Annotated in this window: 27 protein-coding genes; 1 reads left to right on the top strand and 26 read right to left on the bottom strand. The window is 62.8% G+C overall.

Features of this window, described 5'->3' with window-relative positions; translation table 11 throughout:
• Window positions 1-56: 56 nt before the first annotated feature.
• From MRBLSP13_RS14255 to MRBLSP13_RS14220, 8 genes are read right to left on the bottom strand one after another with little or no spacing between them, the layout of a single operon-like run.
• Complete coding sequence (locus MRBLSP13_RS14255) at window positions 57-1172, bottom strand: SGNH/GDSL hydrolase family protein (RefSeq protein WP_363755268.1); 1116 nt, start codon at window positions 1170-1172, stop codon at window positions 57-59.
• Window positions 1162-1587 carry a hypothetical protein gene (locus tag MRBLSP13_RS14250; protein ID WP_363755156.1) on the bottom strand — a complete coding sequence of 142 codons (426 nt, stop codon included), beginning with the start codon at window positions 1585-1587 and terminating at the stop codon, window positions 1162-1164. The genes MRBLSP13_RS14255 and MRBLSP13_RS14250 overlap by 11 nt, the downstream gene beginning before the upstream one ends.
• Window positions 1588-1613: 26 nt before the next feature.
• Window positions 1614-4034, bottom strand: coding sequence for a hypothetical protein (locus MRBLSP13_RS14245; RefSeq protein WP_363755154.1), 2421 nt, complete (start codon window positions 4032-4034; stop codon window positions 1614-1616).
• Window positions 4035-4433 (bottom strand): DUF6950 family protein, encoded by a 399-nt coding sequence (locus MRBLSP13_RS14240; protein ID WP_363755152.1) that lies wholly within the window; start codon window positions 4431-4433, stop codon window positions 4035-4037.
• Window positions 4430-4945 (bottom strand): hypothetical protein, encoded by a 516-nt coding sequence (locus MRBLSP13_RS14235; protein ID WP_363755150.1) that lies wholly within the window; start codon window positions 4943-4945, stop codon window positions 4430-4432. Before MRBLSP13_RS14235 ends, MRBLSP13_RS14240 begins: the two co-directional genes overlap by 4 nt.
• Before the next feature lie 38 nt (window positions 4946-4983).
• A complete protein-coding gene (locus MRBLSP13_RS14230) occupies window positions 4984-5577 on the bottom strand; it encodes a hypothetical protein (protein WP_363755148.1) in 594 nt (197 codons plus the stop codon).
• A 14-nt stretch (window positions 5578-5591) separates the two neighbouring features.
• Window positions 5592-6107: a hypothetical protein gene (locus MRBLSP13_RS14225; protein WP_363755146.1), complete on the bottom strand. Its 516-nt coding sequence runs from the start codon at window positions 6105-6107 to the stop codon at window positions 5592-5594.
• Complete coding sequence (locus MRBLSP13_RS14220) at window positions 6104-8572, bottom strand: phage tail tape measure protein (RefSeq protein WP_363755144.1); 2469 nt, start codon at window positions 8570-8572, stop codon at window positions 6104-6106. The genes MRBLSP13_RS14225 and MRBLSP13_RS14220 overlap by 4 nt, the downstream gene beginning before the upstream one ends.
• 27 nt (window positions 8573-8599) lie before the next feature.
• Between MRBLSP13_RS14220 and MRBLSP13_RS14215 the strand changes: the two genes are divergently transcribed.
• Complete coding sequence (locus tag MRBLSP13_RS14215; RefSeq protein WP_363755142.1) at window positions 8600-8737, top strand: hypothetical protein; 138 nt, start codon at window positions 8600-8602, stop codon at window positions 8735-8737.
• 254 nt (window positions 8738-8991) lie between these two features.
• Here MRBLSP13_RS14215 and MRBLSP13_RS14210 read toward each other — a convergent pair whose 3' ends face one another.
• From MRBLSP13_RS14210 to dnaG, 18 genes are all read right to left on the bottom strand, one after another.
• Window positions 8992-9438, bottom strand: a complete 447-nt coding sequence (locus tag MRBLSP13_RS14210) for a hypothetical protein (protein ID WP_363755140.1) — start codon at window positions 9436-9438, stop codon at window positions 8992-8994.
• Window positions 9435-9863: a phage tail tube protein gene (locus MRBLSP13_RS14205; RefSeq protein WP_363755138.1), complete on the bottom strand. Its 429-nt coding sequence runs from the start codon at window positions 9861-9863 to the stop codon at window positions 9435-9437. The genes MRBLSP13_RS14210 and MRBLSP13_RS14205 overlap by 4 nt, the downstream gene beginning before the upstream one ends.
• A gap of 14 nt (window positions 9864-9877) precedes the next feature.
• Entirely contained in the window at window positions 9878-10360 is a 483-nt protein-coding gene (locus tag MRBLSP13_RS14200; RefSeq protein ID WP_363755136.1) for a hypothetical protein, read from the bottom strand.
• A gap of 12 nt (window positions 10361-10372) precedes the next feature.
• The gene (gene gp17 / locus MRBLSP13_RS14195) at window positions 10373-10768 is read right to left on the bottom strand and encodes a tail completion protein gp17 (protein ID WP_363755134.1); all 396 of its coding nucleotides are present in this window, start codon (window positions 10766-10768) and stop codon (window positions 10373-10375) included.
• Complete coding sequence (locus tag MRBLSP13_RS14190) at window positions 10769-11224, bottom strand: hypothetical protein (RefSeq protein ID WP_363755132.1); 456 nt, start codon at window positions 11222-11224, stop codon at window positions 10769-10771. It lies immediately after the preceding gene.
• Window positions 11224-11559: a phage head closure protein gene (locus tag MRBLSP13_RS14185; protein ID WP_363755130.1), complete on the bottom strand. Its 336-nt coding sequence runs from the start codon at window positions 11557-11559 to the stop codon at window positions 11224-11226. Before MRBLSP13_RS14185 ends, MRBLSP13_RS14190 begins: the two co-directional genes overlap by 1 nt.
• Window positions 11559-12104, bottom strand: a complete 546-nt coding sequence (locus MRBLSP13_RS14180) for a hypothetical protein (RefSeq protein WP_363755128.1) — start codon at window positions 12102-12104, stop codon at window positions 11559-11561. Before MRBLSP13_RS14180 ends, MRBLSP13_RS14185 begins: the two co-directional genes overlap by 1 nt.
• A complete protein-coding gene (locus MRBLSP13_RS14175; protein WP_363755126.1) occupies window positions 12101-12394 on the bottom strand; it encodes a hypothetical protein in 294 nt (97 codons plus the stop codon). The genes MRBLSP13_RS14180 and MRBLSP13_RS14175 overlap by 4 nt, the downstream gene beginning before the upstream one ends.
• 1 nt (window position 12395) lies before the next feature.
• A complete protein-coding gene (locus MRBLSP13_RS14170) occupies window positions 12396-12767 on the bottom strand; it encodes a hypothetical protein (RefSeq protein ID WP_363755124.1) in 372 nt (123 codons plus the stop codon).
• A 40-nt stretch (window positions 12768-12807) separates the two neighbouring features.
• Entirely contained in the window at window positions 12808-13053 is a 246-nt protein-coding gene (locus MRBLSP13_RS14165; RefSeq protein WP_363755122.1) for a hypothetical protein, read from the bottom strand.
• A gap of 59 nt (window positions 13054-13112) precedes the next feature.
• A complete protein-coding gene (locus MRBLSP13_RS14160) occupies window positions 13113-14414 on the bottom strand; it encodes a phage major capsid protein (protein ID WP_363755120.1) in 1302 nt (433 codons plus the stop codon).
• 21 nt (window positions 14415-14435) lie between these two features.
• Entirely contained in the window at window positions 14436-15098 is a 663-nt protein-coding gene (locus tag MRBLSP13_RS14155) for an HK97 family phage prohead protease (RefSeq protein ID WP_363755118.1), read from the bottom strand.
• Between the two features lie 8 nt (window positions 15099-15106).
• The gene (locus tag MRBLSP13_RS14150) at window positions 15107-16342 is read right to left on the bottom strand and encodes a phage portal protein (protein WP_363755116.1); all 1236 of its coding nucleotides are present in this window, start codon (window positions 16340-16342) and stop codon (window positions 15107-15109) included.
• Entirely contained in the window at window positions 16339-18126 is a 1788-nt protein-coding gene (locus MRBLSP13_RS14145; RefSeq protein ID WP_363755114.1) for a terminase large subunit, read from the bottom strand. Before MRBLSP13_RS14145 ends, MRBLSP13_RS14150 begins: the two co-directional genes overlap by 4 nt.
• 4 nt (window positions 18127-18130) lie before the next feature.
• The gene (locus MRBLSP13_RS14140; RefSeq protein WP_363755112.1) at window positions 18131-18601 is read right to left on the bottom strand and encodes a hypothetical protein; all 471 of its coding nucleotides are present in this window, start codon (window positions 18599-18601) and stop codon (window positions 18131-18133) included.
• 51 nt (window positions 18602-18652) lie between these two features.
• Entirely contained in the window at window positions 18653-18991 is a 339-nt protein-coding gene (locus MRBLSP13_RS14135) for an HNH endonuclease signature motif containing protein (protein WP_363755110.1), read from the bottom strand.
• 189 nt (window positions 18992-19180) lie between these two features.
• Complete coding sequence (locus MRBLSP13_RS14130; protein WP_363755108.1) at window positions 19181-19612, bottom strand: hypothetical protein; 432 nt, start codon at window positions 19610-19612, stop codon at window positions 19181-19183.
• 265 nt (window positions 19613-19877) lie between these two features.
• Window positions 19878-23036 carry a DNA primase gene (dnaG, locus tag MRBLSP13_RS14125; RefSeq protein WP_363755106.1) on the bottom strand — a complete coding sequence of 1053 codons (3159 nt, stop codon included), beginning with the start codon at window positions 23034-23036 and terminating at the stop codon, window positions 19878-19880.
• Window positions 23037-23132: the final 96 nt, after the last annotated feature.

The raw sequence follows: 23132 nt of genomic DNA, 5'->3' as shown, positions 1-23132 counted from the left end.
CGTCCACCTTTCATAATCTTGGTGATTTCGCCAAGTAGAGCCAGCCCCGCCCGAGCTCAGATCGTCCGGATGAATGCGGCGAATTTCCGGGCGATCATATTCCATGCCTGCATCGTGCTAGGGTGCAGAAGGTCGCTCGCATAGGTCGCCAGCGTCAGGTCATTGAAGTTGGAAACGCGGAACATGTCGAGCACCGGCACGGCATAGTCGGCCGCGACCCGGATGATGGCGTCTACATAATCCTCTAGAACGTGCCCGGCCGTGTTCGGGTCGTCCCATGCAGGCAGGCCGCTGACGACGCCGCGCTTCATCGGCGTGACCATCATCACCTGCATGTCGAGGTTGGCGCTCAGCGCCGTCTCGATCACGTTGCGGGTGTTGCCGTAAAAGGTGCCCGCATCGGTGGCGTCGCCATGTGCACCGAGAGGGGTGTTCCCGCCAAAGTCGTTCGTGCCGAGAAAAACGCCCAGCAGGTCCAGCGCCCCAAGATTGCCGCCCGTAAGAACGGGGACCGCCTCGCCCATCTTCCGGCCGCTGAAGCCGTCGTCAGTGAACTGCACGAATTTCGCATCGAGAAGTTCAGCAACCATAGGTTGATAGACATGGACCGCCGATATGCTGTCTCCAACGAAACCAAATTTCTTCCCTGCCCAAGGCACTGTGGCAGGCGCCGGGAACGGAACGAAGCTCGCTGGCAAGGGATTGCCAGGGACAACCATCAAATCTTCGACCAGCGCCGTTGGCAGGCCGAAGCGCAGATAGAATGCGTCAGCAGGAACAGTGAGCGGATCGCCCTCATCGATCAGAGGGGAGGCGGTCAGCGATTGTTCGCCGGTCAGAAAGGCTCCCGAATAATCATAGAAGCAGTAATTGAACAAAGGCACGCCTGCCGTGACCGTGCCGAGGCCCCCGACGGGGATGGAGCCGGTCAGAGAGATGTCCGCAGCATAGTAAGTTTCGCCGGTCTCACCCGCGATGTTGGTGTCAGCCACCGCACGACGCTTGTCGAAAAGATTGCGCAGCACAGCCGTCCCAGCGCCGAGATAGTTGGCGGCCTGCACCGGCATGACGTCCAGCCGGTCGCTCGCGCTGTCGATAAACGCGCGATCAGCGGTGCTCAGACCGGGGCCGCGGATCGCGCGCACCTTTGCGGAGAAGATATTAGTCCCCATCAACAGTTACCCCTTTCGAGAGATCGACGACGCCAGCGACAATCCGCTCCTCAACATCGTCTGCGTAGTGAATGACAGCGTCCCAGGCGAACCGGTCGGCTTCCCCGATTTCCGGCTGATTGACGCCGGTTGGCAGGGCCTCCAGCGCGGACTTGATCATGATGGGCAGGAGCCGCAGGATGCGGTCTCCGGGGCTCGCGACGCCGTTCGCAACGTCCTCTGCGGTCGCGAGAATGTCCTCGAAAGGAACATCTCCGAAATCGAGCAACGGAGCGCCCGCAGCGCCTTCATAGAGGCGCCACTGCATTTTGATGGTGGCGCCGGTTAGGGGCAACGGGTCGCCCGAATAGGCAAGGTCGATCGTCGGCCGCCACGTCTCATTGCGTGACGCCGTGAGGTCCAGGCGTGCTGTCATGTTTGCTCCGGCGATGGAGGGTGGGGTTAGGTCAGGCGCTTAAAGAGGCCGGCGATGAAGGTCCGGCCAACATCGACAATGCTGCTGTCGAAGTAGAAGGTGGTCGATGAAGTGGAGACTGTCCGCAGCAGCGTCGAACTAGTCAGGGTTGGCCCCTTCCGATAGGAGATCGAGGTGCCGTCAAGCGCCTGAACGATCCATATGAGGTCGCCTGGTGCCCATGTGCCGATCCCAGTCAAAGTGCCGTTCTCTGCCGCGAACAGTGACCCGCCGCCGCCGAAATACACAGCGAATGGAATGTCAGTATAACTGTCTGAGGCATTCGGTGCCGTCGCCAGCCCGGCTATGATGTCCGCGCCGGACGCCGGGGCGTGGATCTGCGCGACCGCACCCCCCGATATCCCGGTCGTGCTGACAGCCGAGGCGTCCCAGCCGGCGGTGCCCCCAGTCTTCGTGATCGTATAGAGGCCGTCACCAGCCGCCGTGACGCTGACATTGCCACCATTGGCGAGGACAGCCGTGGCCGCCCAGGCATTGACCGCCACCGGCCCCAGGATCAGGCGATTGCTGATCAGGGTTCCAGAGCGATAGCGAATGCTGACCTCATAATCGACGCCAGCGACGATGCCCGCTATTTCCTTGCGCGTGATAACCGGCGCTTCAAGGCTGGACCCAGCCCAATTATCGTCCGGTCCGTTCCCAACATCATAGGTCCGATATTCGAAGAGAACCTCGCTGGCCGTGTCGGTCGATCCGACCGCGCCTTCTACCACCAGCAGCGGAACGCTTCCGGTCTGGCCGGTCACCGTTTCCCCGGTTAGTGTCCAGCCTGTCGGGTTGGTCGGAACGCCGCCCGTCCCATTATCCCACGACGCGTCATCGGAATCTCCGGGCGGAACCAAGGTCGGCGGCGGGGGCGCGGTGCCTGTCATCGCCAGCGCGAGCGCGTGCTTGCTCGATGTCTCGGTCTCGAAGGTCAGGGTGACGATGCCGGTAGCAATATCCTTGCTGATCGCCGCGACGACGCACAGGTGGTTGAGGCCGGTTTCGGGATCGACGACCTGATAGGCTTCGCCCAACCGCGCCTCCCACAGGCGCGGCTTGCACGGGATTGTGATCCCAGAAAGCTCGCGGCGGTTGAACAATTCATAGGCGGTAAGCTGCGCCGCCTGATCCTTGTCCGTCACCAGCTCACAGAGATACTCCTCCTCCTTCGGCTCCCCGTCGAGCGTGATATACTCCTCGAAGCTGATCGCCTCGGACTGCACATACTCCCACTTGTTGGCCTCCGAACGGTATTTCGGGACCATCGTGTTGATGCGATCTCGATAGGTTCGCATGCCCGGCACAAGCCGCTCGCCGTCGGCGAAGTCTGCTGCCGTGATTGTGTCGAGCGCAACCTTTGGTGACTGGAAGCGTACGGACAGCAGCCCTCCCGAAATCACCGGGACCGCCCCGCCCGCTGCGCAGATGCGTTTGAGATTGTCCCACAGGCTGATCCCCGGACCATCGAATACCGTGCCGTCACTGTTCCATCCGTTGGCCTCGCAGATATTGGCGAAGGCGACCCATTGCGGCCAGTCAAAGCTCTCCTGCGGGAAGCCGCAGCCAGCGACCTTGATCGTCTGGTTTCCGTCCCCGTCTATCGCATAGCGTCCGCGCGCATAGGTGATGGCATTCAGCGCCGCATTGCGGTCGAATTCGAACGTATCCTCATCGGCGAAGCGATGATCGCCCTCGCCGCCGGGGTAGGTATCATCCTTTCGTGGATCATAGACGCGCGCCCATTTCCCAACGACGCCGAAGGCCGGGATACCGTTCGCCCACACTTTATTGTCGCGATCGAACTTGAAGGTGATCAGGCTCGCGGCATAGCCCGACATCTTATAGTCCGCTCCCCAGTCTGGCATCATCGCCCCCCACAGCCCCACAGGAGGCGCAAGGGCGTCCGCTTCCGGGCGCAGTCCGAGCTGATTATCGCTCCACAGCCAGCCCCCATAATAGCCGGAGGCAGACGTGCCTAAGAACGTCACCGGCTGCCAATCCATCAGGAAGGAATCTATGCCCTCAATGGGCCCGCCGGCGCTCCAGATGAACACCTTGGACAGCATGGGGTTCTTGGTCTTGTTGATCTTGTTGCCCCAGCCAACATCATGGACCTGGCTGCCTGCGTAGAAGCTGCGCCCGACGCCATAGGGAATGGGAGAATTCGCCCCGATGGTGACCTGATTGACGGTGCCGATCGCGCCCGGCTTTTTCGCAGTCAACTGTGCGCCCACCGACGCCGCTGCCGCCACCACCGTCGCGACCTGAGCGATGGTCGAAACAGTGGCAGCGGTCGATGCGCTCATGGAAAGCAGACCGGCGCCACCTGCCGCACCGACGCCGGTCGCTACCAGCGCCACAGCCCCTGCAAGCATGGCCACCTTGGTCAAAACCTTTGACATTCAGGCCCTCCAGGCCGCCTTGATTTCAAGCGGAATGAGATTGACCATCTCGTCGCTGCCCTCATGCCAACCGATAAGCTTGTGACCGATGCAGATTGTCACTGCGTCCATTCCGCCATCACCTTCCAAGACCGCGATGTCCCCCGGCAACATGCGTGCGTGGGGAATGCGGGGCAGAAACTTGTCCAGCGCCGCGACGATGCCGCCGACCCGCTGCAATGCGCGCCTGGCTCCGACAGCCGAGCGATACGGCGGCAGAGAAGGGGGCTTGTGCCCCATCTGGAGCAGGTGGAACCGCGCCATCCGCACGCAATCCGCCTGGGCAAAGTCCAGCGTTCGCCCGCGATATTTCGCGAGCGTCTTTTCAAGAGCGGCCTGCCGCCTGAGCATGTCGTTCATGTGTTCGGCGTCGCCGCCCCCCAGGCGGTTGAACGCGGCATTCCCGTGGCATTCGCCATGCCCTTTTCCCCCCAATAGCAAGCTTGATGGAAGCGATCGTTGAGCGCGTTACCGCGCATGATCATGAAGAGGCGCTTGGCCGCACTCTCGAACTCGATATCGACAGACCGTGTACCCTTGGCCGCCTTGATCGTGGTCGTATCGATGGCAAGGTCAGCGGTCAGTTCCGGCGTGCCGGCGATGGTCCCAGTGACTGGATCGAGTTCACCGAGCCAGAACCTCATGCGCGCGCCCTGAAACGAAGGATCGGTGAGGGCGGTTGCGGCTGATGACGAGGGCGGCAGGAAAGTCAGCTTGCCGCCGGGCGCTTCGTCCCCCGTCTTCTCCTCGAAGGTTTCCGCGCTGCCGATCGTCCCGAACAGATCATCGATATTCTCGTATTTTTCTCCGCCCCAGTAGATGAAACCGCCGTCGCACAGGCGCACATCATGGTCCGGCAGCTCGATCTTCATCAGAGCTACCAGGTTGAGAACCCGCCCTGTGAAAGCCATCAGCGAGACTCGTGCAGCTCGAACGACAGGCCGACGGTACGATCGAGGGCCAGTTCCCACGAAAGCTGATCGCCGCGAATGAACCCCTCGATCATCGGCTTGGCGAAGTGCAGGGCATCACCATCCCCAGGCTCTGCCCGCAGCATTTGCGTCAGCGTGATGGCAGCGTCACCCGATGCATCAGCAACCGCGCCCTCCGCAATGAAGTCGAGATAGTGCTGTCCATCTATTTCAAGGCTGAACGGTTGCCCTTCATAGAAGGCGTATTGGGGCGTCCCTCCTCGAATATTGAGGATCTTGCCAGCCTGCCCTGCGCCATCGACGACAAAATTGCCGGGCACACCGGGATAGAAGTCGAGCAGAGGGTATTCGATCCGCGCACCCTCCTGCTGGCCCTTGAGCAGCCGGTTCACCCATATGCGACCGTGCTTCTTGTTGGTCAGCGGCGGCAGACTGATCGTAATGGCGTAGCGGCTGCCCATGCGGTTGAGCCTCTGCACCTCGGCGCCGCCCGACGGTTCGAGAAATCCGCCAAAGTCGAGCACGCGCGGCGTTGCGCCGTTTGGCCCAGGCCACTCGGGAAGGTCGATCATGCTTTCGTCCGATTTTAGCGGGGCAGAAGCCCGAAGAGAGCCAAGCCGCCGCCCAACAAGAAGAGGGTCACGGAAACGGCCGCGACGATGAGGCCGCGACTGTAATGGCGGAAGCCCGCCGCATTGGACTGCCGCTCCTTCGTGCGGTCGATCTGCGGTTCATCCATCGCGAGCGCGCGGTCGATCCTTTCTGCCTCATGCAACGACTGCCGGTAGAAATGATGCTGCGAGAGAAATGCCAGCAGATAAGCGGCAAGGGTTAGGGCCAGACCGAGCACGAAGCAGGCGAACGCCGCCCATATGCTTCGGATACCCAGCACCAATGGCCCATCTCCTTTGCTCGACACGTTACCGACGAAGGTGAAAAGACCGATGATGGCGCCGCCGTGGGCAATCAGCATCGCATTCAGAAACTTCTCGGCCAGCGATGCCTGAAAGCGAATGCGGTCAGCAGCATCCGTCAGGGCAGACGATCTCCCCGCCTCCCATATTTCGCGCTGGCGCTGCTTCCTGTCGGTCATTTCGGTCATGGTATCGTTCTGCTCTGCTTCCGGGCAAGCGCGATCTGCGCGCCAGCCGACCCCATATTCGCGCCCTGCATGGCTGCCCCGCTCGCCATGGCGTTCATCTGCGCAATCAGATCCTGTGTCATGACAGCGCCGCGCAGGTCGAAGAAGTTGCGGACGCCGCCGCGATTGTCGTTGGCGGCGTTCGGCTCGACACGGATGCGCTCATTGGCGCTGACTTTCACCTTCGGCACGCCGTTGACAGAGAGGATATTTTTATCAATGCCGCCAAAGCCGCCGATAAGGCCACCATGGGCCATGCCCGGAAGCGTGGCGACCGAGCCGTCAGCGTTCCAGGTGCCGCCGCCGTAGCCGCTGATGACGCCAGGCATCTTCAAGGAAGTAGCAGCGCCCCCGAGAATGATGTCACTGTCGCCGCCACCGCCTAGGCCGAGGACGCTGCCACCGAGCTTCAGAAGCCCTCCGAGCAGACCACCGCCGCCAGCGCCGCCCATGGCGGCTTGCAGGTTCAGGCGCAGGACATCAGCTATTAGCTGGTTGAAGAGTTGACCGGCGAAGCCTTTCAGCTTCAGCGTGTTCGCAGCCGCCTGGGCAAGCTGATCGTTCATGTTGGCAAGGCCATCGGCCGCAATTTGCTCGAACCGCTCATTTATCTCGGCAGCAGTCTTGGGCAGACTGTCCAGATACGTCGCCATTGGCCCCATGGTTTGGCGGTTGATGTTCGCCGCGTCGATCCCATGCTGCTGGCCCAGCCTGTCCTTCTGCATTTGCGCCAGCTCTTTTTCGGCTTGGCTGCTGTCCATCGAATTGATGACCTGATCGAGCTTCGCGGCCTTCAGCTTATATTCGAGGTCTAGGATCTCCAGCTCGAGGCGGCGCCGCTCATCGGCCGTCCGCGCCATGTTCAGCTGGCCTTGAAGGGCATCGCGCTGCGCCTCGATCTCGGCCGACTGCAACTCGAAGTCTTCGCGGTCGAGCTGAGCCTGGCGGTCGCGGGCGATTCGCGACGACAGGGAAGTTTTACCGCCGCCCACGACAATATCGTTGCCGTCGCCGCTGACGCCATAGAGCGCCTTTAGCGCGGCGATCTGCGCCTTCTTCTGCGCGTCGGTGAAATTCTTGTCGTTCGCGATCTGTGACTGCCGCTCGTTGAATTCCTCCAGCAGCAACTGGCTCTGGATGTCCGCGCGCTTGTCGGCATCGGTCGCCAGATCCAGTTCAGCCTGCAGCTGTTCCTGACGAAGGCGCGAAAGCTCCTGCTGATGCTTGGCCTCAATCTCTGCTGCTGTCGGGCCGTGCGGCTTCTTCGGCGTCGATGCCACGGTGGGAAGGGCACCGTCGGCCACAGATGAGCCCGACGACGCGCCCACCCTTTCACGAGCAATCGCAGCCTGAAGGCCCGGGTCAGCCTTGGCAGCCTTGACCAGACGAAGAGCTTCCTGTTCGCGCTCGCGCGCCTGCTTCAGCGCCTGGGCACCAAACCCGAAATAGTCCTTCCCACCCTGCTGGGCTTCCAGCCGCTTCCGCTCGGCCGTCGCGCGGACGAGGTTGCCGGTCCGCATCTGAAGATATTTGACCGGGTCGGCGGCATTGGCCTGTCGGTCCCAAGAGGAGAGGAAGCCGGAGGCCCAGCCTTCGTCCCGCTTCAGCCGGTCAACGCCCTGCATATTTTTGAAAAACTGGCCTACCTGACCCGCCGCGTATCCGAGCGCATCGCCAATCTTGAGGATTGCGTCAGCGTTATCCGATACGATGCCGGCAATGCGCGCTTCCAAGACCATCTTGACCTGCGCCAACTTATCGGCGGTCTCATCGGCCTTCGCGATCTGGTCGTCTGAAAGGACAATCCCCAGCGCTGCCGCAGCATCCCTCAGCTCGTTGACGCCCGCGCTGCCACCGGCGAGCAGCGTGTCGAGCTTCTGGCCGGCCTTGCCGAACAGTTCCACTTCAAGCCGAGCGCGTGTCGCAGGGTCCTTTATCTTCCCGATGGCGTCGGCCAGCTTGGGCATCAGCTCGCCAGCCGTATAAACGCGTCCATTCGCATCCTGCACCGCCACGCCTAATTCGCGGAAGGTGGTCGCTTGGGCCTTCGATCCTGCCTTTGCCTCGCCGATCGTGCGGGTAAGCTTGGCGAGAGACTTGTCCATCTCCTCCTGCTCAACACCGACCTGCGTCGCAGCGTAGCGATATGTCTGGAGATCCTTGGTGGTGACGCCCAACTGCTGCGCCACCTCGCCCAGCGAAGACGCATAATCCAGCGCGCGCTTGCCGGCAGCGATGATTTCGCTCCCAGCCCAGATACCCGCAAGGGTGCTTCCGATACCCTTCAGCCGGTCGAACTCGCGCTGAATTGCGCTGACCTCATTCTTGGCATTGGTACGCGCGCGCTTCGTTCCCGCTTCAAATTCAGCGGAATCGAGCCCGAGCGTAACCCGGAGAGCACCGATAAGCGCACCACCTGTTGTCATCGTGCATCTCCGTGGTAATCACCCAGCATGATACGTCGCTGGGCAACATTCTTGATTGCATTCATTGGTTTGGCTTGGCTGCTCGGCCAGTGCGCCGTCACTCCCGAGGATAGCGCGCGCTATCAACGGGAAATGCAGCAGGCAAAGGCGCTGCACGCCCGCTGAGCTGCTCGGCAACATCAGCGACTATCATGCCACCTTGCGTATCGTGATCGCTGCGCCTTTGCGTTTCGCTGCCCGGAAGCTGGCAAGCATCTGATCATTGGATGCGTGCTTAGGCTTGACCCCATCTCCCAAAGCCGTTGCCAGCGAGGGAAGGCGCTGAGCCCGGTAGAACGCTGCCGAATGCCATGCCTGCGACATCGCCAGTCGTTCCTGTTTATTGATCCGCTCCTGATATGCCTCGATCCGCGACCGTATCAGTTGCGGCGTTTCGCCCCAGAACGCTTGGCTTTCGCCGCCGGCTTCGCAGTATTGTCGGTGGAGCCTGAGCCAGTCCCAGGGGTCGTCGTCGGAGGGTTTTCCCCCTTCTTACCCTCCCCATCATCGCTCTCTTTCTTGAGGCCGAACGCCGCCACGAACATGGCCGTCAGGGCGTTCCGCACGGTGGGCACCCCCGCATCCGCGAGAATTTCACCGGCCTCCAGTTCGTGACAGGGATGATGCTTCTGGAGCGCGGCCCAGAGGAGCGTGCGCGTCAGCAGCATGTCGCCATCATCGGCCAGGTGAGCCGAGAGGATTTCCAATGGCTTCATGTTGAGCACCGGCTGCGCATAGCAGAAGGCGTTCACGTCGAAGACCAGCTTCAAGGTCGCGTCAGCGACCTTGATCTGAGCCTCTCCCCGAAGCGGGTTTACTGCCGTCACGCGCCAGCCTCTTCATTCCGGCCGCCAGTGAACTGCAACGTCACCTGACAGGTCATGCGATCATCAAGAGGGATGGTCGGAGTGCGGCTCAGCACGTTGACGGAGCCCGAGATTTCCCAAGTGCCGGTAGTCGACGGCACGACCATCTTGAAGCGGCGCGAGCCCTCATCGGCGTGGGCGTTGCTGATCCGCTGATCGGTTTCGCTGCCCGGCAGCCAGTTGAGCTGGAAACTGCCCTGGCCGGACTCGATCAGGGTCTTGATATATTCGCGGCGGCGATCGGGGCTCTTGAAGTGCGTCGCCTCGGTCGTGCCCCATTCCTCGGAGCCGGGCTCCAGAGCGATCATCTCGCCCATTTCCTGAAGGGTGTCGGTCTCGTCCGCGAGCCAGAACTCCGAGCCGTAGCCCGTCAATGCGTCGGTCATGTTGTCGGCCCTCCTTAGGCTTCGCCAATGATGATGATGGTTCCAGCGGCATTCGTGCCGCCGATCGTGATGATGTCGCCGGTGCCGGGCGTCACGGCCTGACCGGCTGCGGTCGGGTCGGTGAGGACGATCAGGCCGCCCACCGGGATTGTGATCTCGTCGGAAGCATCGCCCAGCCATCCGAGGAACGGGTTGGAGCCACCTCCATAGGTGAGCGGCGCCGCGCCGGTGTTAACGACGATCAGCGCCTTTACCGCCGCGAAGCTCGCAGCTTGGCCGAGCGCATTTGCCACACCGCCCGCAAGATCATAGGTTTGGGTTGCCGCACCACTGATCGAGAAATCATCGGCGAAGATACTGGTCGCCTGATCCACGCCGGTGCCGTTCAAAAACGTCTTTGAAAATGTCTCGTTGATCCTGGCGACAGCCGAGCCCACGTCGGGCGCAGCGGATAACGTCGCGGTGAGCAACACCGCGAGATTGGCCTTCAAGGTCATTTCAATATTCCTTTACGTGGATTGCCACCAGACGATGAAATCAGCGCTCACGCCGCCGACCGGACCGATGCCTGCGACATCGACCGTTGGCATGTCCCGCTCGCTATCGAGGAAGGACATCCCGAACTCTGTTTCTCCGATCGTCACCGTCCGCTCCATTTCATCGCGGACCGCCTTGAACAGGGGATCGAAGTCACGCACCTCCTGCGCCATGCAGTCGAACTGGACGCGCGCGCTTTGCAGCCCGGTCGCTCCTTTGAAGGTGTAGGTTCGACCCGGCGATATCTTGTAAAGCACGATGGCCGGAAAACCTTCGCCAACCTTTCGCTTGTCCCAGTAGACGCGGTCTCCGATGATGGCGGAGATCGGCTCGGACGCCCGCAGGCGGGTGATCAGATCTACACGCATTCAAAGCCCCCGCTTGGCCCGCCGTTGCTGCACCTTGTAGATTTCGTCCCAAAGCTGGTCAGCTATGTTGTCGAGCACCTGCTGCTGCACACCATCCCAAGCAGGCCGCGCATGAGGCTGCGGTGCCTGATGGGCGTTGCCGAACTCGGTCTGGACACCGGCCTTGTCGTTGGTGCCGGCATATACCTCGGCAAAATTCTTGCCCTCGCGCCGCACACCTTTGGACTGGCTCTTGTTGAGCTTCGTTCCGATGACATAGCTGTCGCGCAGGGTGCCAGGCGGGCGGTTCGGTGTGCTTGCCGGATCTTCATCGACAGGCGCGAGCTGGCGCACGTCATCGATAAAGGGCTGGAGCGCGCGCTTTCCCACTCTGACCAATGCCGCCCGAGCCGTCGCCTTCGGCAGCTGCCCGAGCGCGAAGTCCAGCGCGGCGAGACCTTCGACTTTGTCAGCCATTACACAGAGGCCCGAATTGCAGTGACGCGGATGCCTTCGTTCGCGCCCAGCTCCTGCTTCGCGGTGATGTCCCAAATGCCGCCATCGAACTGTATGCGGTGCTCAATGACGCTGATCGCCCGCGTCTTGCTGTTGCTCAACATTTCGAACGACGCGGCCTGCGATCCACCCTCCTGCGCTGCCGCGCGTTGTTCACTGCCGGACCCATAATACACGCTTACCCATGGGCGTGAGAATGGCGTCCATGTCTCGATCGACCCGCCATATCCGTCGTCGGCTGTGGCGCGCGCCTCGATCGTGATCCGCTTGTTGCGGCGGCCAGCTGCGAGCGTCATCAGGAATAGATCCTGTAGGGCTGGAGCAGGGGCTCGCCGACCTTCGCAACGTCGCCGGCGGTCAGCTCGCGGTTGTGGAACAGCTCCGACACCATGAGCAAGATCGCCGTCTTGATCGGCGCAGGCACGCTCTCATAGCCGGCGCGATATTGCACCCGCCCCGCTTCGCGGCGTAGCGATCCACCCTCCCAAGGCCAGGACGAGCCCGCCGGCACCAGCTCGTTGCCGAGCAGCTCAAAATCATCATTTTCGGCCGTCTGCTCATTACCAGCTGCGTCGAGATATTTCGCGCTGACCAGAGAAGCGACTGGCGGATAGGGAAGAATGAAGGGCCCGCCGACGTTCAGCGAGAAGCGAGCCTCCAACACCTGGACGCCCAGGGCGCGGCCCAGCCAGCCCGCAGGGCCGTCGACGTTCGCGGTCGCGGCCGCAATCAGGCTTTCGACATAAGGCTTTTGCTCTTCGTCGCCGGCGAGCCGCAGATGCGCGTCCGCCTCCTCCCATGTCACGACGGGTTCCGGCGGCGTGATGACGATCACCCTCATAGCTCGGCGACCTCCCGCAGTTCCACCTCTTGGCAGGTGCCAGCGGTCAGCACCGCCATGTTTACGACCGGATGAGCAGTCCCCATGATGCCGAGACGGATCGCGCCTCCGGCAGCGAGGGCCGCCAGCTCATCAGGCGTCGGCCGCCACACCGAATACATGAAATTGAAACCGCTCAGCTCGTCGACAGCATCGACAATCGGAAGGGTGGCACAGCCCCCATCCAACTGCTGATCCCAGCCTGACGGCGCGCCGAGCGGCCTCGATCCTGCGAAATCGCAGACGATCATGTCAGTCGACCAGAATGTGGAACGTGCCGACCTTGGCGTTGCCACCCTGGGCGATGCTGATCTTCACCCGATCGTTGCCGAGGGCGACCCGGTCCTGAACAGCGGTGCCGCCAGCGGCGAACAGCGATGCAGCGGCAGCCTGCGAATGGGTCGGCTGACGCGGTGCAACCACGGCCGAGGCGTTGACATCGGACTGGGTCCACAGGTTGATGCCCGTCGCCTCGCCGGTGATGGTGAAGTCGACGCCATTGGCGAAGCCGTTTGTGCCGTCCTTCACATATTCGATCTGATGGATCTTGCCCGCGACGCGAGGCGAATAGGCGACGGCGGTGCCGTCGGCGGCGGTAGTAACGGTGACCTTGTAACGACGCATTGCTTTCCTCCTATTGCGGCGCTGGCGCGCCTGGTGCGGACTATTCGCCCTTGGTCTTTGACTTGTTCTTCGGAGCGTTGCCTTCAGCCTTGTTTTCCGGTGCCGCATCTTCCTCGGATTTGCTGGAGGCCGGATCGATCAACACCGTGCCGACCAGATGCTTCACGACTGCGGGATCTGCGGTCCGGGTATCACCGGGCATGAACATGTGACCTTCCACGCCGTCATCGGTAATCAGATCGCCCAGATGCTGCCGAGCAACCTCGTAATCCACGAGCTTCCCCATCTCAGTTCTCCTCATGAAAGAGGTGGGCGGGGATCATCACCGCCCACCGGGACGGCGGATCAGGCCGCCAACGCGGCGTCGAAATCGCCGTAGATCAGGGCGGCGGCGCGCTTCACCGCCAGCGCGATGCGCTCCTCACAGCGCATCGTGTAGAGGTTCTTCTCGAAGTCGTCGGCGTTCTCGGACGCAATGACGACCTCCGGCTCCATGCGGTCATAGAGGGTCTGGAGCTTGAAGCCGCCGGTCAGGAACTTCTTGGCGCCCATGGCCGGGGTCGGCACAACTGGCTTGCCCCACAGACGCGGACCGGCCAGCTGCATCGGATTGGCGAAGATATAGCTGCCGGTGGTGTCCTTGGTCAGTTCGATGCCTGCCCACTCCATCGGGTTCAGCACGATGCCGTCCGTGGGATAGAGCGCCAGCTCCGCCTGAAGCAGGGCAAGGCGCAGGACATCAATCATGTTCATGTCCGCCAACACGATCGGCCCCGCATAGGCCGTAGCGTTGATGATCAGGCCGGACAGATGCTGGCCCGTGCCATCGCCGTTGAGCAGTTCGTCCTCTTCCGCGAAGGAGAGGCCATAGCGCATTTCGCTCTCGACCTCGCCTTGCAGCTGCACGGAGTCGTCGATCGCCTGCCGGGTGAGCTTCGCCAGATGCGCGATGGTGCGAACCGGCGTGTTGGTCTGCTCCCAGACATAGGCGCTGGTCGGCTTCTGCGCGCCTTCCGCCACGACGGCGGCATTGTTGGTCCGCGTGATCTGGCGGGCATAATCGATCGAGCCGCTGCTGGTGCGGACGACGTTCAGCAGCGAACGGATCGTCATCGTGCGGCGGGGGATCGCCACGACCTCATTGTCGCGGCCGCTCCAGGCGGTGCCGGCCTGGGCAGCGGTGACGGCCTTCACGTCCATGTCGGTGGCCTTCAACGCGATCCGCATGCTGCCGCGCGCGCCATTGTCGATGAATCCCTTGTAGCGATCGGACTCGATCACCTGCTCGCCATAAGACTTGACCTGCTCGCCGTCGCCGCCGGGCCGGCGCGCCATCTTCTGCTCGATCTGCGACAGCTGCTCCTTCAGCGTGTTCAGTTCGAGCAGCGACTTGTCGGCGGTCGCCTTGGTTTCTTCCGCCAGGGCGCCGGTGCGCTTGGCTTCGGACAGGGCATCGTCGGCGACCTTTTTGATATCGTCCTGCTTTTTCTCGATCGACTTGCGCAGATCGTCCGCCATCTGCTCGGCCGTCTTGGTGGCAGGGGGATGGCCCGACCCGTCGCGCAGATAGCGGCCGAGGCGGCGCTCATTGGCGGTCATGATGCCGAGGGCGCCGAACGCGGCACCTGCGAAAAACTGCTTTTTCATTGTCTTCTCCGTTTCGGGGGATCAGGCCTGCATGGCCTGGAGGAACTTCATCACATCATCGTCGGCCTTCGCCTCGGGCTCCCCCCGAAGGTGCGGCGTCGCCTTCGCCGCGATCGCGGCCGCAAGGCTTTTCGAGAAGCCGCCTGCATCCCGCAGGAACTCCTCGAATTCACGAACCGTCGGCAGATTGCCGGCGGCAAGGATATGCTTCACGCTCTCCACGCGGGCGCGGTCGTTCGCGGCGAAGGTCACCACGGAAACTTCCTTCAGCAGCAGGCGCTTGAGCGACAGAACATTGGGCTTGCTCGCATGAGGCTCAGCGTCGAGCGTACGATAGCCGATCGACAATCCATCGAGAGCGCCCATCTTGAGCAGGCCATGCGTCTCCTTCGCCAGCGGCGAGACATCGACTGCGAGGCGACCTTTGACCCAGAGGCCCTTGGAATCCTCCGCAAGATCTTCCCATACGCCGATCGGCCGCTCGCGATCGTGCTGCCAGAGCATCTTGATGGTCTGGCCCTTGCGCTTCGCATCGACCAGCGACTGCGTGAAGGCGCCGGGCTCGACGACCTCGCCATAGCTGTCGACATTGCCGAAAACAGAGCCATATCCTTCGATCGAGCCGTCGTCGGACACAGCCTTGATGTCCAGCGGCACGCCGCTGTTCTTGGTCAACATGGTCATGGCAGTTCCTATTGCGCAGGAGCGGTGGCGTTGATGGTGGACGGCGCGGCCGTCATCGTGATGGGCATGTTCTGCATCTGCATGCGCGGAACGTCGCCACCCTCAACGGGCGGCAGATTTTCGAGGGCGCGGACCTCGTTGATGGTGAACCAGCCATTCTGGAGGCCCGCATTGTAAAAGGCCGAGCGTTCCGCCGGTGCACCGCGCAGAAGTCCGTCGAGATTGATTTCGATGATGATGCCCTGGGCGATGTCCTGTGGCGTCAGCAGCTGCTTGCGCAGCGCTGCCTCTATCCTCTTCAGGCGGCGGCGCAGCGTGAACATCACGAAACCACGTGTCTGTTCGCTGATGCTGCTGCCCAGCTGGGTGTTTCCGGCCGTGTGTCCGATCATGTGTGGCGGCACGCCCCACATCCGGCACACTTCCTCAACCGAAAAGCCCCGCGATTCCAGCATCTCCATGTCTTCCGGCGACATGGTGAGCTGTTCCCATTTCAGATCATGGCCGATCACCAGCGGCCGACCCGCGTTCGCCGCGCCCTGATATTTCTTGGCGAGCAGTTGCTCGATCTGCTGGGTCTGCTCGGCCGTCAGCTTCGCGCTGGTCTGATAGACGCCGCTCGGCATCATCGCATTGCGGAACACGCTGCCCGACGTGCGGTTCAGCGCGCGGGCGTGACCGAAGGTTTCGGCACCGGCAGAGATCGGGGAGATACCGCCGAGCGGATCGCCGCCGAAACCACGAATATGAAGCACGTTGGCACTGGTCTCGCGGCGCGACACACCATTCCAAGTCCAGCGATATTCAAGCTCACCATCACCGCGACGACGGCATGAAACGATGCCTGGCGCGATCGGGTCCAGCCCGACGACCTGCCCGCCAGAACCGCGGATCTTCTCCGCGTAGGCATTGCCGCGCAGTTCCAGCGCCGCGCAGGTATATTCCCAGAAATCCACCGCCGTCTGATCCGCATTCGGATCATCATGGAGGATGCGATAAAGCCAGTGATCCGAAGCCACGACCCGGCCACCCTTGGCGGGTCGATACACCATCACAGGCAACGTGGCGATCGTACCGGCCACCAGATTGACACAGGCCCACGCCGCCGACAGCGCCAACACGGTGCCATCGGTGACAGGCTCGCCTGAACTGTTGCCACCTGCCATCGGCGGGTCTGCGCTGACCCTTGTGCCGAGGCGCAGGACGCCGCTCAGCCCGTCAACCAGCGTCGAAAGCCAGCTCATGCAAGGCTCTCGATCAACGACCACACGCTATCGCCGGACGCCTCGGGGTTCGCCTCCAGCAGCTTGGTCGCGTTGAAGCCGGCAATGAGCGGGTCGATCTTGGCCTTACCGGCCGATTCCTTCGTAATCAGCACGGCGTTCCCTTTCTGCTCTGCCTTCGCGTTGCCGACACACCAGGCCATCATCCGCGACCCGTCATGGACGACCATGTTCAATTTGAGCTTCCGCTCCATCGACCAGACCGCCGAGGACAGGCGGAAGCCTTGGCTCACCGCGACCACCTGCGGGTGAACCAGATCAATTTCGGCAAGCGCGTCGACCAGCGCGCCGACGCCCTGCGGATCGAGGCCGACACCACCCTTTTCCGGAAGCAGGCCGCTTTCCTTCACCTCCGCGATGATCGCGACGATTTCGGTTACGTCCTGCTCGGAAAGATCAGGACCGGCCTCGGCGTCCTGATCCTCGTCCCATTCTTCAATCGGCGGCCCGCCATTGTGACCGCACAGAACCAGCGTCCCTTCCGCGATGAAGTCGCGTAGCACCGGCGCTTCCGACTTGCGGCGCTTCAGCACTTCGGGCCATGCCCAGGCCTTGAACCAGTAGAGCCACCGCTTGGTGCCGCGTTCACGACCGGCGACGCACAGTCCGAAAAGATCGTCCAGGCCGCCCCCGTCGATCCCAACCACAACCACCTCACAGCGGCGCAGCAATTCCTTCAGCGTCAGGGTTCGGTCGCCAGCGGCTTCCCAGTGGTTGGCACCACGCCAGCGGTCGCGGCGTAGCTTTAGGCCGATCTCGACGTTCAGGTACTTCGCGAGGACAACCTGCAAGGTTTCCGTCTCGCCATCTTCCTCATCAACTTCCTCTTCACCCGCTGATGCCTTGCGCACCTTCTTCTGGATGAAGTCTTGCGACACCGAACGCCCGATACTGGGGTTGGTGACATAAAAATTCTCAGGCTTCAGATAGTCCTGCCGTTCCATCATGGCCTCCGGCCATTCGAACAGCATTCCGAAGCTGTGCGGATCGTCTATTAATCCGTCGCGCACGTCCCGGAAATATTCGAGCTTTTCCTTGAACACACCCGCAGGCGGTTCATTGCTGTGCGTCGTCAGATAAACGACGAACCCCTCCGGCCGCGAAGCCAGACCGCCCGTTGCCTCCTCCAGCATGTCGCCCGCGTTCGCACGCTTGCCAAAGAGCCATAGCTCATCGACCAGCACGAATCCGGCCTGCGACCCGCCAACCGTATTGGTGTCCGCCGCGATCACCTTCAGCTCGGCGCCCGTCACCCGATGCCGGATGATCTTCTCATGGGCGACGACTTGCAACAGATCCTGAAGGTTCGGATCGGCCCGAACCATCGCCGCCGCCGGCTTGAAGCTGTTGCCCGCAACCTTCTGTGTCGGCGCGATGATGCTCAGCTCCGCCAGCTCGCGCCAGTTCCGGATCAGCGCCGTCAGCATGATGCCCGCCGCGATCGTCGATTTACCGTTCTTCTTGCTGATCAGCAGCAGGAATTCCGAAATCAGCCGCTGGCCGCGCTTGGCATCATAGGCCCCGAAGATCGCCGCGACGAAGTCGAAAACGAACTGGTCGCAGGCCTCGCCGAAGGTGGCCCAGCCCGGTTTCCCATCGGTGCGCGGCACGCCGACCATGCTCAACGACTTGAACACTTCCAGCGCGGACTCGGCCTCCGAGGGAAACAGCGGTGCGAACGGCACCAATGATCGGCGCTCCACAATCCGCTGTTCCCAGTCGGGACAGGCCGTGGTCCACTGCATCGGCTTAGTTCATCTGTCCCGGTGCCGGCGGCGTTTCATACAGACCGCGCACCTGCTCGGCAGCGCGCGCCGCCGCTTCCTTTTTCCCGATTCTCTCCGTTCTCGCGGTGGGCGCCGGGGCCATCGCCCGCACCTGGTCGCGCTGCCGCATCTTGTCGAGCTGCTTCAGCAATTCCTTCTCTGCAGCGACGTTGCCCTCCGCCGCCAGCGCGTTCAGCCGCGCCAGCTGCGTCATCTCCATCCGCAGCTGCGCCGCGTCGCGCTTGGCGACCTCGGCAAAATAATGTTTGCGCAGCGTGGGCACCGAAAGCCCTATCGCCGTTGCCGCCTGTTTGACGCTCAGGCCGCGTGCGAACGCGAGAAGCACCTTGTTCGAATTTTCGAGGCTCCACTCATGCTCAGGCCGTCCACGGCCTTCCTGCCGCGTGACAATCGGATCACCGAACAGATCAGTGCCCGAAAATTCCTGCGCCACGAAAAAAAATCCCTGAATGAGAGGGGCGGCGGTAATAGGGCCGCCAGACCCCTAGACTTTCGACCCACCCCCCCAGGTCCGCCCCTGCGCCCGCGCCGCCCGCGCCGCCGCCGTCTTCTGCTGGTGATGGGTGAAGCAGAGCAGCTCGACGTTGCTGGCGTCGAGGTCCGCGCCGCCATCCTTCCGTTCAACGACATGGTCAGCGATGATCCGATGTGTCGGCGTCGGGCAGCCGGGCCGCTCGCAACGCGCGCCGCGCTCGCGCTTGATGTCCGCGACCAGCCCGCGCCATTCCGGCGACGAGTAGAACCCTTCAGCCACCTTGGGCGCAGCCTTCACCTTCGCGGGCATCCCGCCGAGGCGAGAGCCGAGAGCCTTGAGCTTACCCACGTGCGCAATTCCTGAAACAGCACCGCCCCAACCAGCGGGGGCCGGGTGAGGCGGTGCATACACAGAGAGGGCGCTTGGAGCGTGCGACCCATAGGACCGCCCCAAGCGTATGACTTGAATAGCCATTTCAGGTCGAAAGGTGGACAAACTATATTTTCGCAACGTCACATTCTACCCCTTGCACCGTCTCTATGCGCGGATTTCTGCGGCGTTCAGAGCCTCACAAATGCAAGTGATCGAGCGCGAGTAACGCTTGCGCAGGCCATGCGCGCCCAGTGACAGGCCCATCGGCTTTAGCAGCGCCCGCCAAGGGATAGCTTTGCGGCCTGCCGCCAGCGCCGTGACCGCCAGCACCACCAGCTTTCGATCGCGCTCCGGTGCCAGGGCCAACCATGCCGACGCTTCCTCCATCCGCGCCACCTGCTCCCGCGACAAGGGGATGCGGGGCACGGGCTTGTCCTCATGCGCCGCCCAGTCCCACCAGTCGCGCACGATCAGGTGCCACGGCCCATCCGATGCGAACGCCCAGCGCCCACCTTCGGTGCGCCATTGGAACTGGAGAGCCTCGACCAGACGCTCTTCCACGTCGGCGAACGTCCAGAACTGCGACCCTTCCATCATTGGAACCCCCATGCCCTAACCCTTCCACCGAACAAGCAACTGAAAAACCATGATTAATTCTCTATTTTGGAAGCCTTGGAAGGGTTGGAATAGTTTACGTATATTTTCGCTCATGCATGCGCCCGCGCCTGCGCGCACATGCGATGGCAATATGTCGTCAACCCTTCCATCCCTTCCAAAGCCGCAGAAATACGCCGCTTTTGCCTTCCGCCAACCCTTCCGCCACCCTTCCACTCTGGAAGCCTTGGCGTCGGTCAAACCGCCGTCAGAAGTCCGGCACCCAATCCTCCGACATGTCGGGCGGAGGCTCACCCGATCCAGCACGCGGCTCGTCGGGCGCTTCAAGGGGCACGTCACGCACCCGTCCATGCTCATCGACAAAGTCGGCCACCTCGCGCACCAGGCGCATGCCGAGCCACTGGACGCCGTTGCTGGTCTTCTTGACGAAGCCCTTGTCGAGCATCGCCTTGCTGAACCCGACGGGCGTCCACTCCTTCTCCCCAGCGGCCTTGCACCATGCCTGGAAGACTTCGTAGAGCCGGGACGATTGGACACGACCCTGCGGATCCTGCGCCGTGCAGAGCTTGAGGAATCGGGCAAGCGGATCGCTGTCCTCACGATATTGCGCCGTCGCTTCCCGCACCGCGTCAGGCTCGATCAGCCCGTTGGCGAGCCAGTCCAAAAGGCCGCGCACAATATGGTTGAGCACACCCGCAGCCTCGGCCCGCAACTTCATCGGCAGCTGCTCGTCGCGGTCACCGTCGGCGACATGCGCGTTCCACGGCACCAGCTTCATGCGCCGCCAGATGCCCTCATCGGTGCCCGGGATGGACGGCTTGTAGTTCCCGCCGATATGCAGTTTGAACAGGGGCAGCAGATCGAAGAAGCCGCGATGCAGCGCGCGCACGGCCATCGGCTCTCCACCGGTCGCCGCCTTGATCAGCGCTTCATTGAGCTTCGCCCCGCGCTCCGGCTCAGATGCGCGCAACAGACGCACACCGCCGAGCCGCGCCAGATCGGGCGAAGCCGCATCGCCCCGCTTCTTGATGCCCTGGTCGAGGAAGGTTTCGATCCCGATCGTGCCGGCATAATCGCCCAGCACATGCGCCCACATATCCATCGCGGTCGATTTGCCGTTGGCACCCAGACCGTAGTGGAACCACAGCTTCTGTTCGCCGGTGTCGCCCGTCGAAGTATAGCCGATGACCTGGTGCAGATAGCGCCGCATGCCGTCATCAGGATGCGCCCAGGCGAAGAAATCATCATAGATCGGCGAAACGGCGTCAGGGTCGAACGCCACCGGCGCCAGCTTGGTATTGAGATCCTCGCGCCGATGCGGCTCCAGCGCGAACCGCGCGCGCCGCCGCCCTTCACTGTCCTTGAACCGCTCGAACCGTAGCGTGCCGTTCAGCACATTGATGGCGTGCGGATCACGGTCGAACGCCTCGATTGGCACTGTCAGCCACTTCTGCGCCAGCCTGCCGATTGAGCCGGGCTTGCCCGCCTGCTCGCTATCCCGTCCAAATTTCGCCAGCACCGACGACAGCAATATGTTCGACTTGCCCTTGGGGATCAGCCGGTCGAGCCCGTAGGGATTGAGGTCGGGATCATGGACGCCGGTCTGACGGACCGCCCGCGCCTCATGCTGCATGGCCCGGATCGTGTCGAAGATCGCGGCCTGCAGTTCCGATGGCGGCGGACCATCCTTGTCCTGGTCGAGCACCCGCCAGCGCCGCTCATCCCACCCCAGCCATCCCTTGGCCGTCGTAAAGCGGAACGCATCCCCTGCACGCGCGATCAGCCGTTCGCCGATGCCGAAATCGGTCATGGGGTGCATGGCGCAGGCCAGCGTCACCATGTCCGGACCGATATCCCAGGCGCGGTTGATGCCGTCGCCCAGCGCCTTGTCGACATCGGCGGGCTGGACATCGGGCATCGCTTCGCCCCGCGCCCACAGCGCATCCTTGACCTCGGCTTCACCCAACAGCCCCGCGCCGACGCGCCGCCCCGCGACAAAGGCGAGCCGCAGCAGCGCATCCTTGCTCGCCTCCAGATACTCCATGCGCCCATCGAACCAAGCCGTGGCCATGGCCTTCAGCCGCGCCCGCACCGGCTCGGGCTGTTCGGAAAGAGCTTCCAGCCTTCCAGACGGAAGGGTTTCGATGTCGCGCGCCCACGGCGGCGGCGGCGGGAAGGCGGCGTCGAACCGCGCCCGCCAGTCGCTCAGATATTGCGCACGGGTTTCTTCATCGGCGATCGTCGCGGCCATGCCCGCGAGCCGCTTCCAGATTCCGGCTTTGCCTTCAGGGGTCGACCGATCGGCCGTGTCCACCGCATCGTGCCACAGCGTGTCGGCAATCGACATCGCGCCCTCGACCAGCGCATCGATCGCCTCCCGGCCTTCTGCCCGCACCAGATCATCCGGGTCGGAACCCTGTGGAAGGGTGGCGATCGACAACGTCCGGCCCGGGCCGACCAGGGGGAGTGCCCGTTCACACGCACGCAACGCGGCCTTGCGGCCTGCATCATCACCGTCCATCAGCAGCACCGGCCGCTCGCTCACGCGCCAGGCGCGCTCCAGCTGCTGCGGCGTGATGGCGGTGCCCATCGGCGCGACCACTTCTTCGATCCCGGCCTGGTCGAGAGCGATCACATCGAAATAGCCCTCGACGACGATCAGCCGCCGCGCATTTCGCGCAGCCGGCGCCGCGCGGTGCAGGTTGAACAGCGTCGCGCCCTTGTCGAAGCTGCCGCCTTCGCTGTTCACATATTTGGGCTCTTGCCCCTCACGGGTAGCGCGGCCGCCGAACGCGACCACCCGCCCGCGCGCGTCCTGAATGGGCACCATCAGCCGGCCACGGAAGCGGTCGCGGAAGCCATCCTGCGTGTCGATCAGCAGCCCGGCATCGAGCAGCTGCGCCGGCGCGATGCCGCTCGACCCGATCGAACGCTGCCCGGGCGCATAGCCCAGACCAAAGCGGGCGATCGATCCGCTGCAGATCCCGCGCGCCTCCAGTTGCGCCCGCGCCCGTGCTTCGCCCTGCAGCTGCTGCTGAAACCATGACGCCGCGCCGCCCATCACGTCACTGACTGCGGCGCGCCGCTTCTCCCGCTCCGCCTGCTCCGGCGTGCGTGCGGGCATTTCCATCCCAGCCGCTTCCGCCAGCTGCTTCACCGCATCTATGAAGTCCATGCCTTCATGATCGGTGAGCCAGCGCAGCGCGTCGCCATGCGCGCCGCAGCCGAAGCAGTGGTAGAATTCCTTGTCGTCATTGACCGTGAAGCTGGCGGTCTTCTCGCTATGGAACGGGCAGCAGCCCTTATGTTCCTTGCCCTTTTTCTCCAGCTTCACCTTCTGCCCGATCAGGGCGGAGAGCGGCGTGCGGGCGCGGATTTGGTCCAGAAATGCGGTCGAAAGAGACACAGAAACCCACCCCGAGAATCAGGCTTGAAGATGCAGATTGGTCCGGGCGGCTTCCGCCTTTGGGTCGGTAGATCGGGCACCATGCCCGACCCTCCA

Source organism: Sphingobium sp. LSP13-1-1.1 (assembly GCF_040676415.1).
Lineage (GTDB): Bacteria > Pseudomonadota > Alphaproteobacteria > Sphingomonadales > Sphingomonadaceae > Sphingobium.
Note: the sequence above shows the minus strand (reverse complement) of the source record. Positions and strands in the feature narration are given on the sequence as shown.

Coding starts and splice junctions, on each gene's coding strand:
- MRBLSP13_RS14255 (WP_363755268.1), bottom strand. CDS start 1,172: ATGGGGACTAATATCTTCTCCGCAAAGGTGCGCGCGATCCGCGGCCCC.
- MRBLSP13_RS14250 (WP_363755156.1), bottom strand. CDS start 1,587: ATGACAGCACGCCTGGACCTCACGGCGTCACGCAATGAGACGTGGCGG.
- MRBLSP13_RS14245 (WP_363755154.1), bottom strand. CDS start 4,034: ATGTCAAAGGTTTTGACCAAGGTGGCCATGCTTGCAGGGGCTGTGGCG.
- MRBLSP13_RS14240 (WP_363755152.1), bottom strand. CDS start 4,433: ATGAACGACATGCTCAGGCGGCAGGCCGCTCTTGAAAAGACGCTCGCG.
- MRBLSP13_RS14235 (WP_363755150.1), bottom strand. CDS start 4,945: ATGAAGATCGAGCTGCCGGACCATGATGTGCGCCTGTGCGACGGCGGT.
- MRBLSP13_RS14230 (WP_363755148.1), bottom strand. CDS start 5,577: ATGATCGACCTTCCCGAGTGGCCTGGGCCAAACGGCGCAACGCCGCGC.
- MRBLSP13_RS14225 (WP_363755146.1), bottom strand. CDS start 6,107: ATGACCGAAATGACCGACAGGAAGCAGCGCCAGCGCGAAATATGGGAG.
- MRBLSP13_RS14220 (WP_363755144.1), bottom strand. CDS start 8,572: ATGACAACAGGTGGTGCGCTTATCGGTGCTCTCCGGGTTACGCTCGGG.
- MRBLSP13_RS14215 (WP_363755142.1), top strand. CDS start 8,600: ATGATACGTCGCTGGGCAACATTCTTGATTGCATTCATTGGTTTGGCT.
- MRBLSP13_RS14205 (WP_363755138.1), bottom strand. CDS start 9,863: ATGACCGACGCATTGACGGGCTACGGCTCGGAGTTCTGGCTCGCGGAC.
- MRBLSP13_RS14200 (WP_363755136.1), bottom strand. CDS start 10,360: ATGACCTTGAAGGCCAATCTCGCGGTGTTGCTCACCGCGACGTTATCC.
- gp17 (WP_363755134.1), bottom strand. CDS start 10,768: ATGCGTGTAGATCTGATCACCCGCCTGCGGGCGTCCGAGCCGATCTCC.
- MRBLSP13_RS14190 (WP_363755132.1), bottom strand. CDS start 11,224: ATGGCTGACAAAGTCGAAGGTCTCGCCGCGCTGGACTTCGCGCTCGGG.
- MRBLSP13_RS14185 (WP_363755130.1), bottom strand. CDS start 11,559: ATGACGCTCGCAGCTGGCCGCCGCAACAAGCGGATCACGATCGAGGCG.
- MRBLSP13_RS14180 (WP_363755128.1), bottom strand. CDS start 12,104: ATGAGGGTGATCGTCATCACGCCGCCGGAACCCGTCGTGACATGGGAG.
- MRBLSP13_RS14175 (WP_363755126.1), bottom strand. CDS start 12,394: ATGATCGTCTGCGATTTCGCAGGATCGAGGCCGCTCGGCGCGCCGTCA.
- MRBLSP13_RS14170 (WP_363755124.1), bottom strand. CDS start 12,767: ATGCGTCGTTACAAGGTCACCGTTACTACCGCCGCCGACGGCACCGCC.
- MRBLSP13_RS14165 (WP_363755122.1), bottom strand. CDS start 13,053: ATGGGGAAGCTCGTGGATTACGAGGTTGCTCGGCAGCATCTGGGCGAT.
- MRBLSP13_RS14160 (WP_363755120.1), bottom strand. CDS start 14,414: ATGAAAAAGCAGTTTTTCGCAGGTGCCGCGTTCGGCGCCCTCGGCATC.
- MRBLSP13_RS14155 (WP_363755118.1), bottom strand. CDS start 15,098: ATGACCATGTTGACCAAGAACAGCGGCGTGCCGCTGGACATCAAGGCT.
- MRBLSP13_RS14150 (WP_363755116.1), bottom strand. CDS start 16,342: ATGAGCTGGCTTTCGACGCTGGTTGACGGGCTGAGCGGCGTCCTGCGC.
- MRBLSP13_RS14145 (WP_363755114.1), bottom strand. CDS start 18,126: ATGCAGTGGACCACGGCCTGTCCCGACTGGGAACAGCGGATTGTGGAG.
- MRBLSP13_RS14130 (WP_363755108.1), bottom strand. CDS start 19,612: ATGATGGAAGGGTCGCAGTTCTGGACGTTCGCCGACGTGGAAGAGCGT.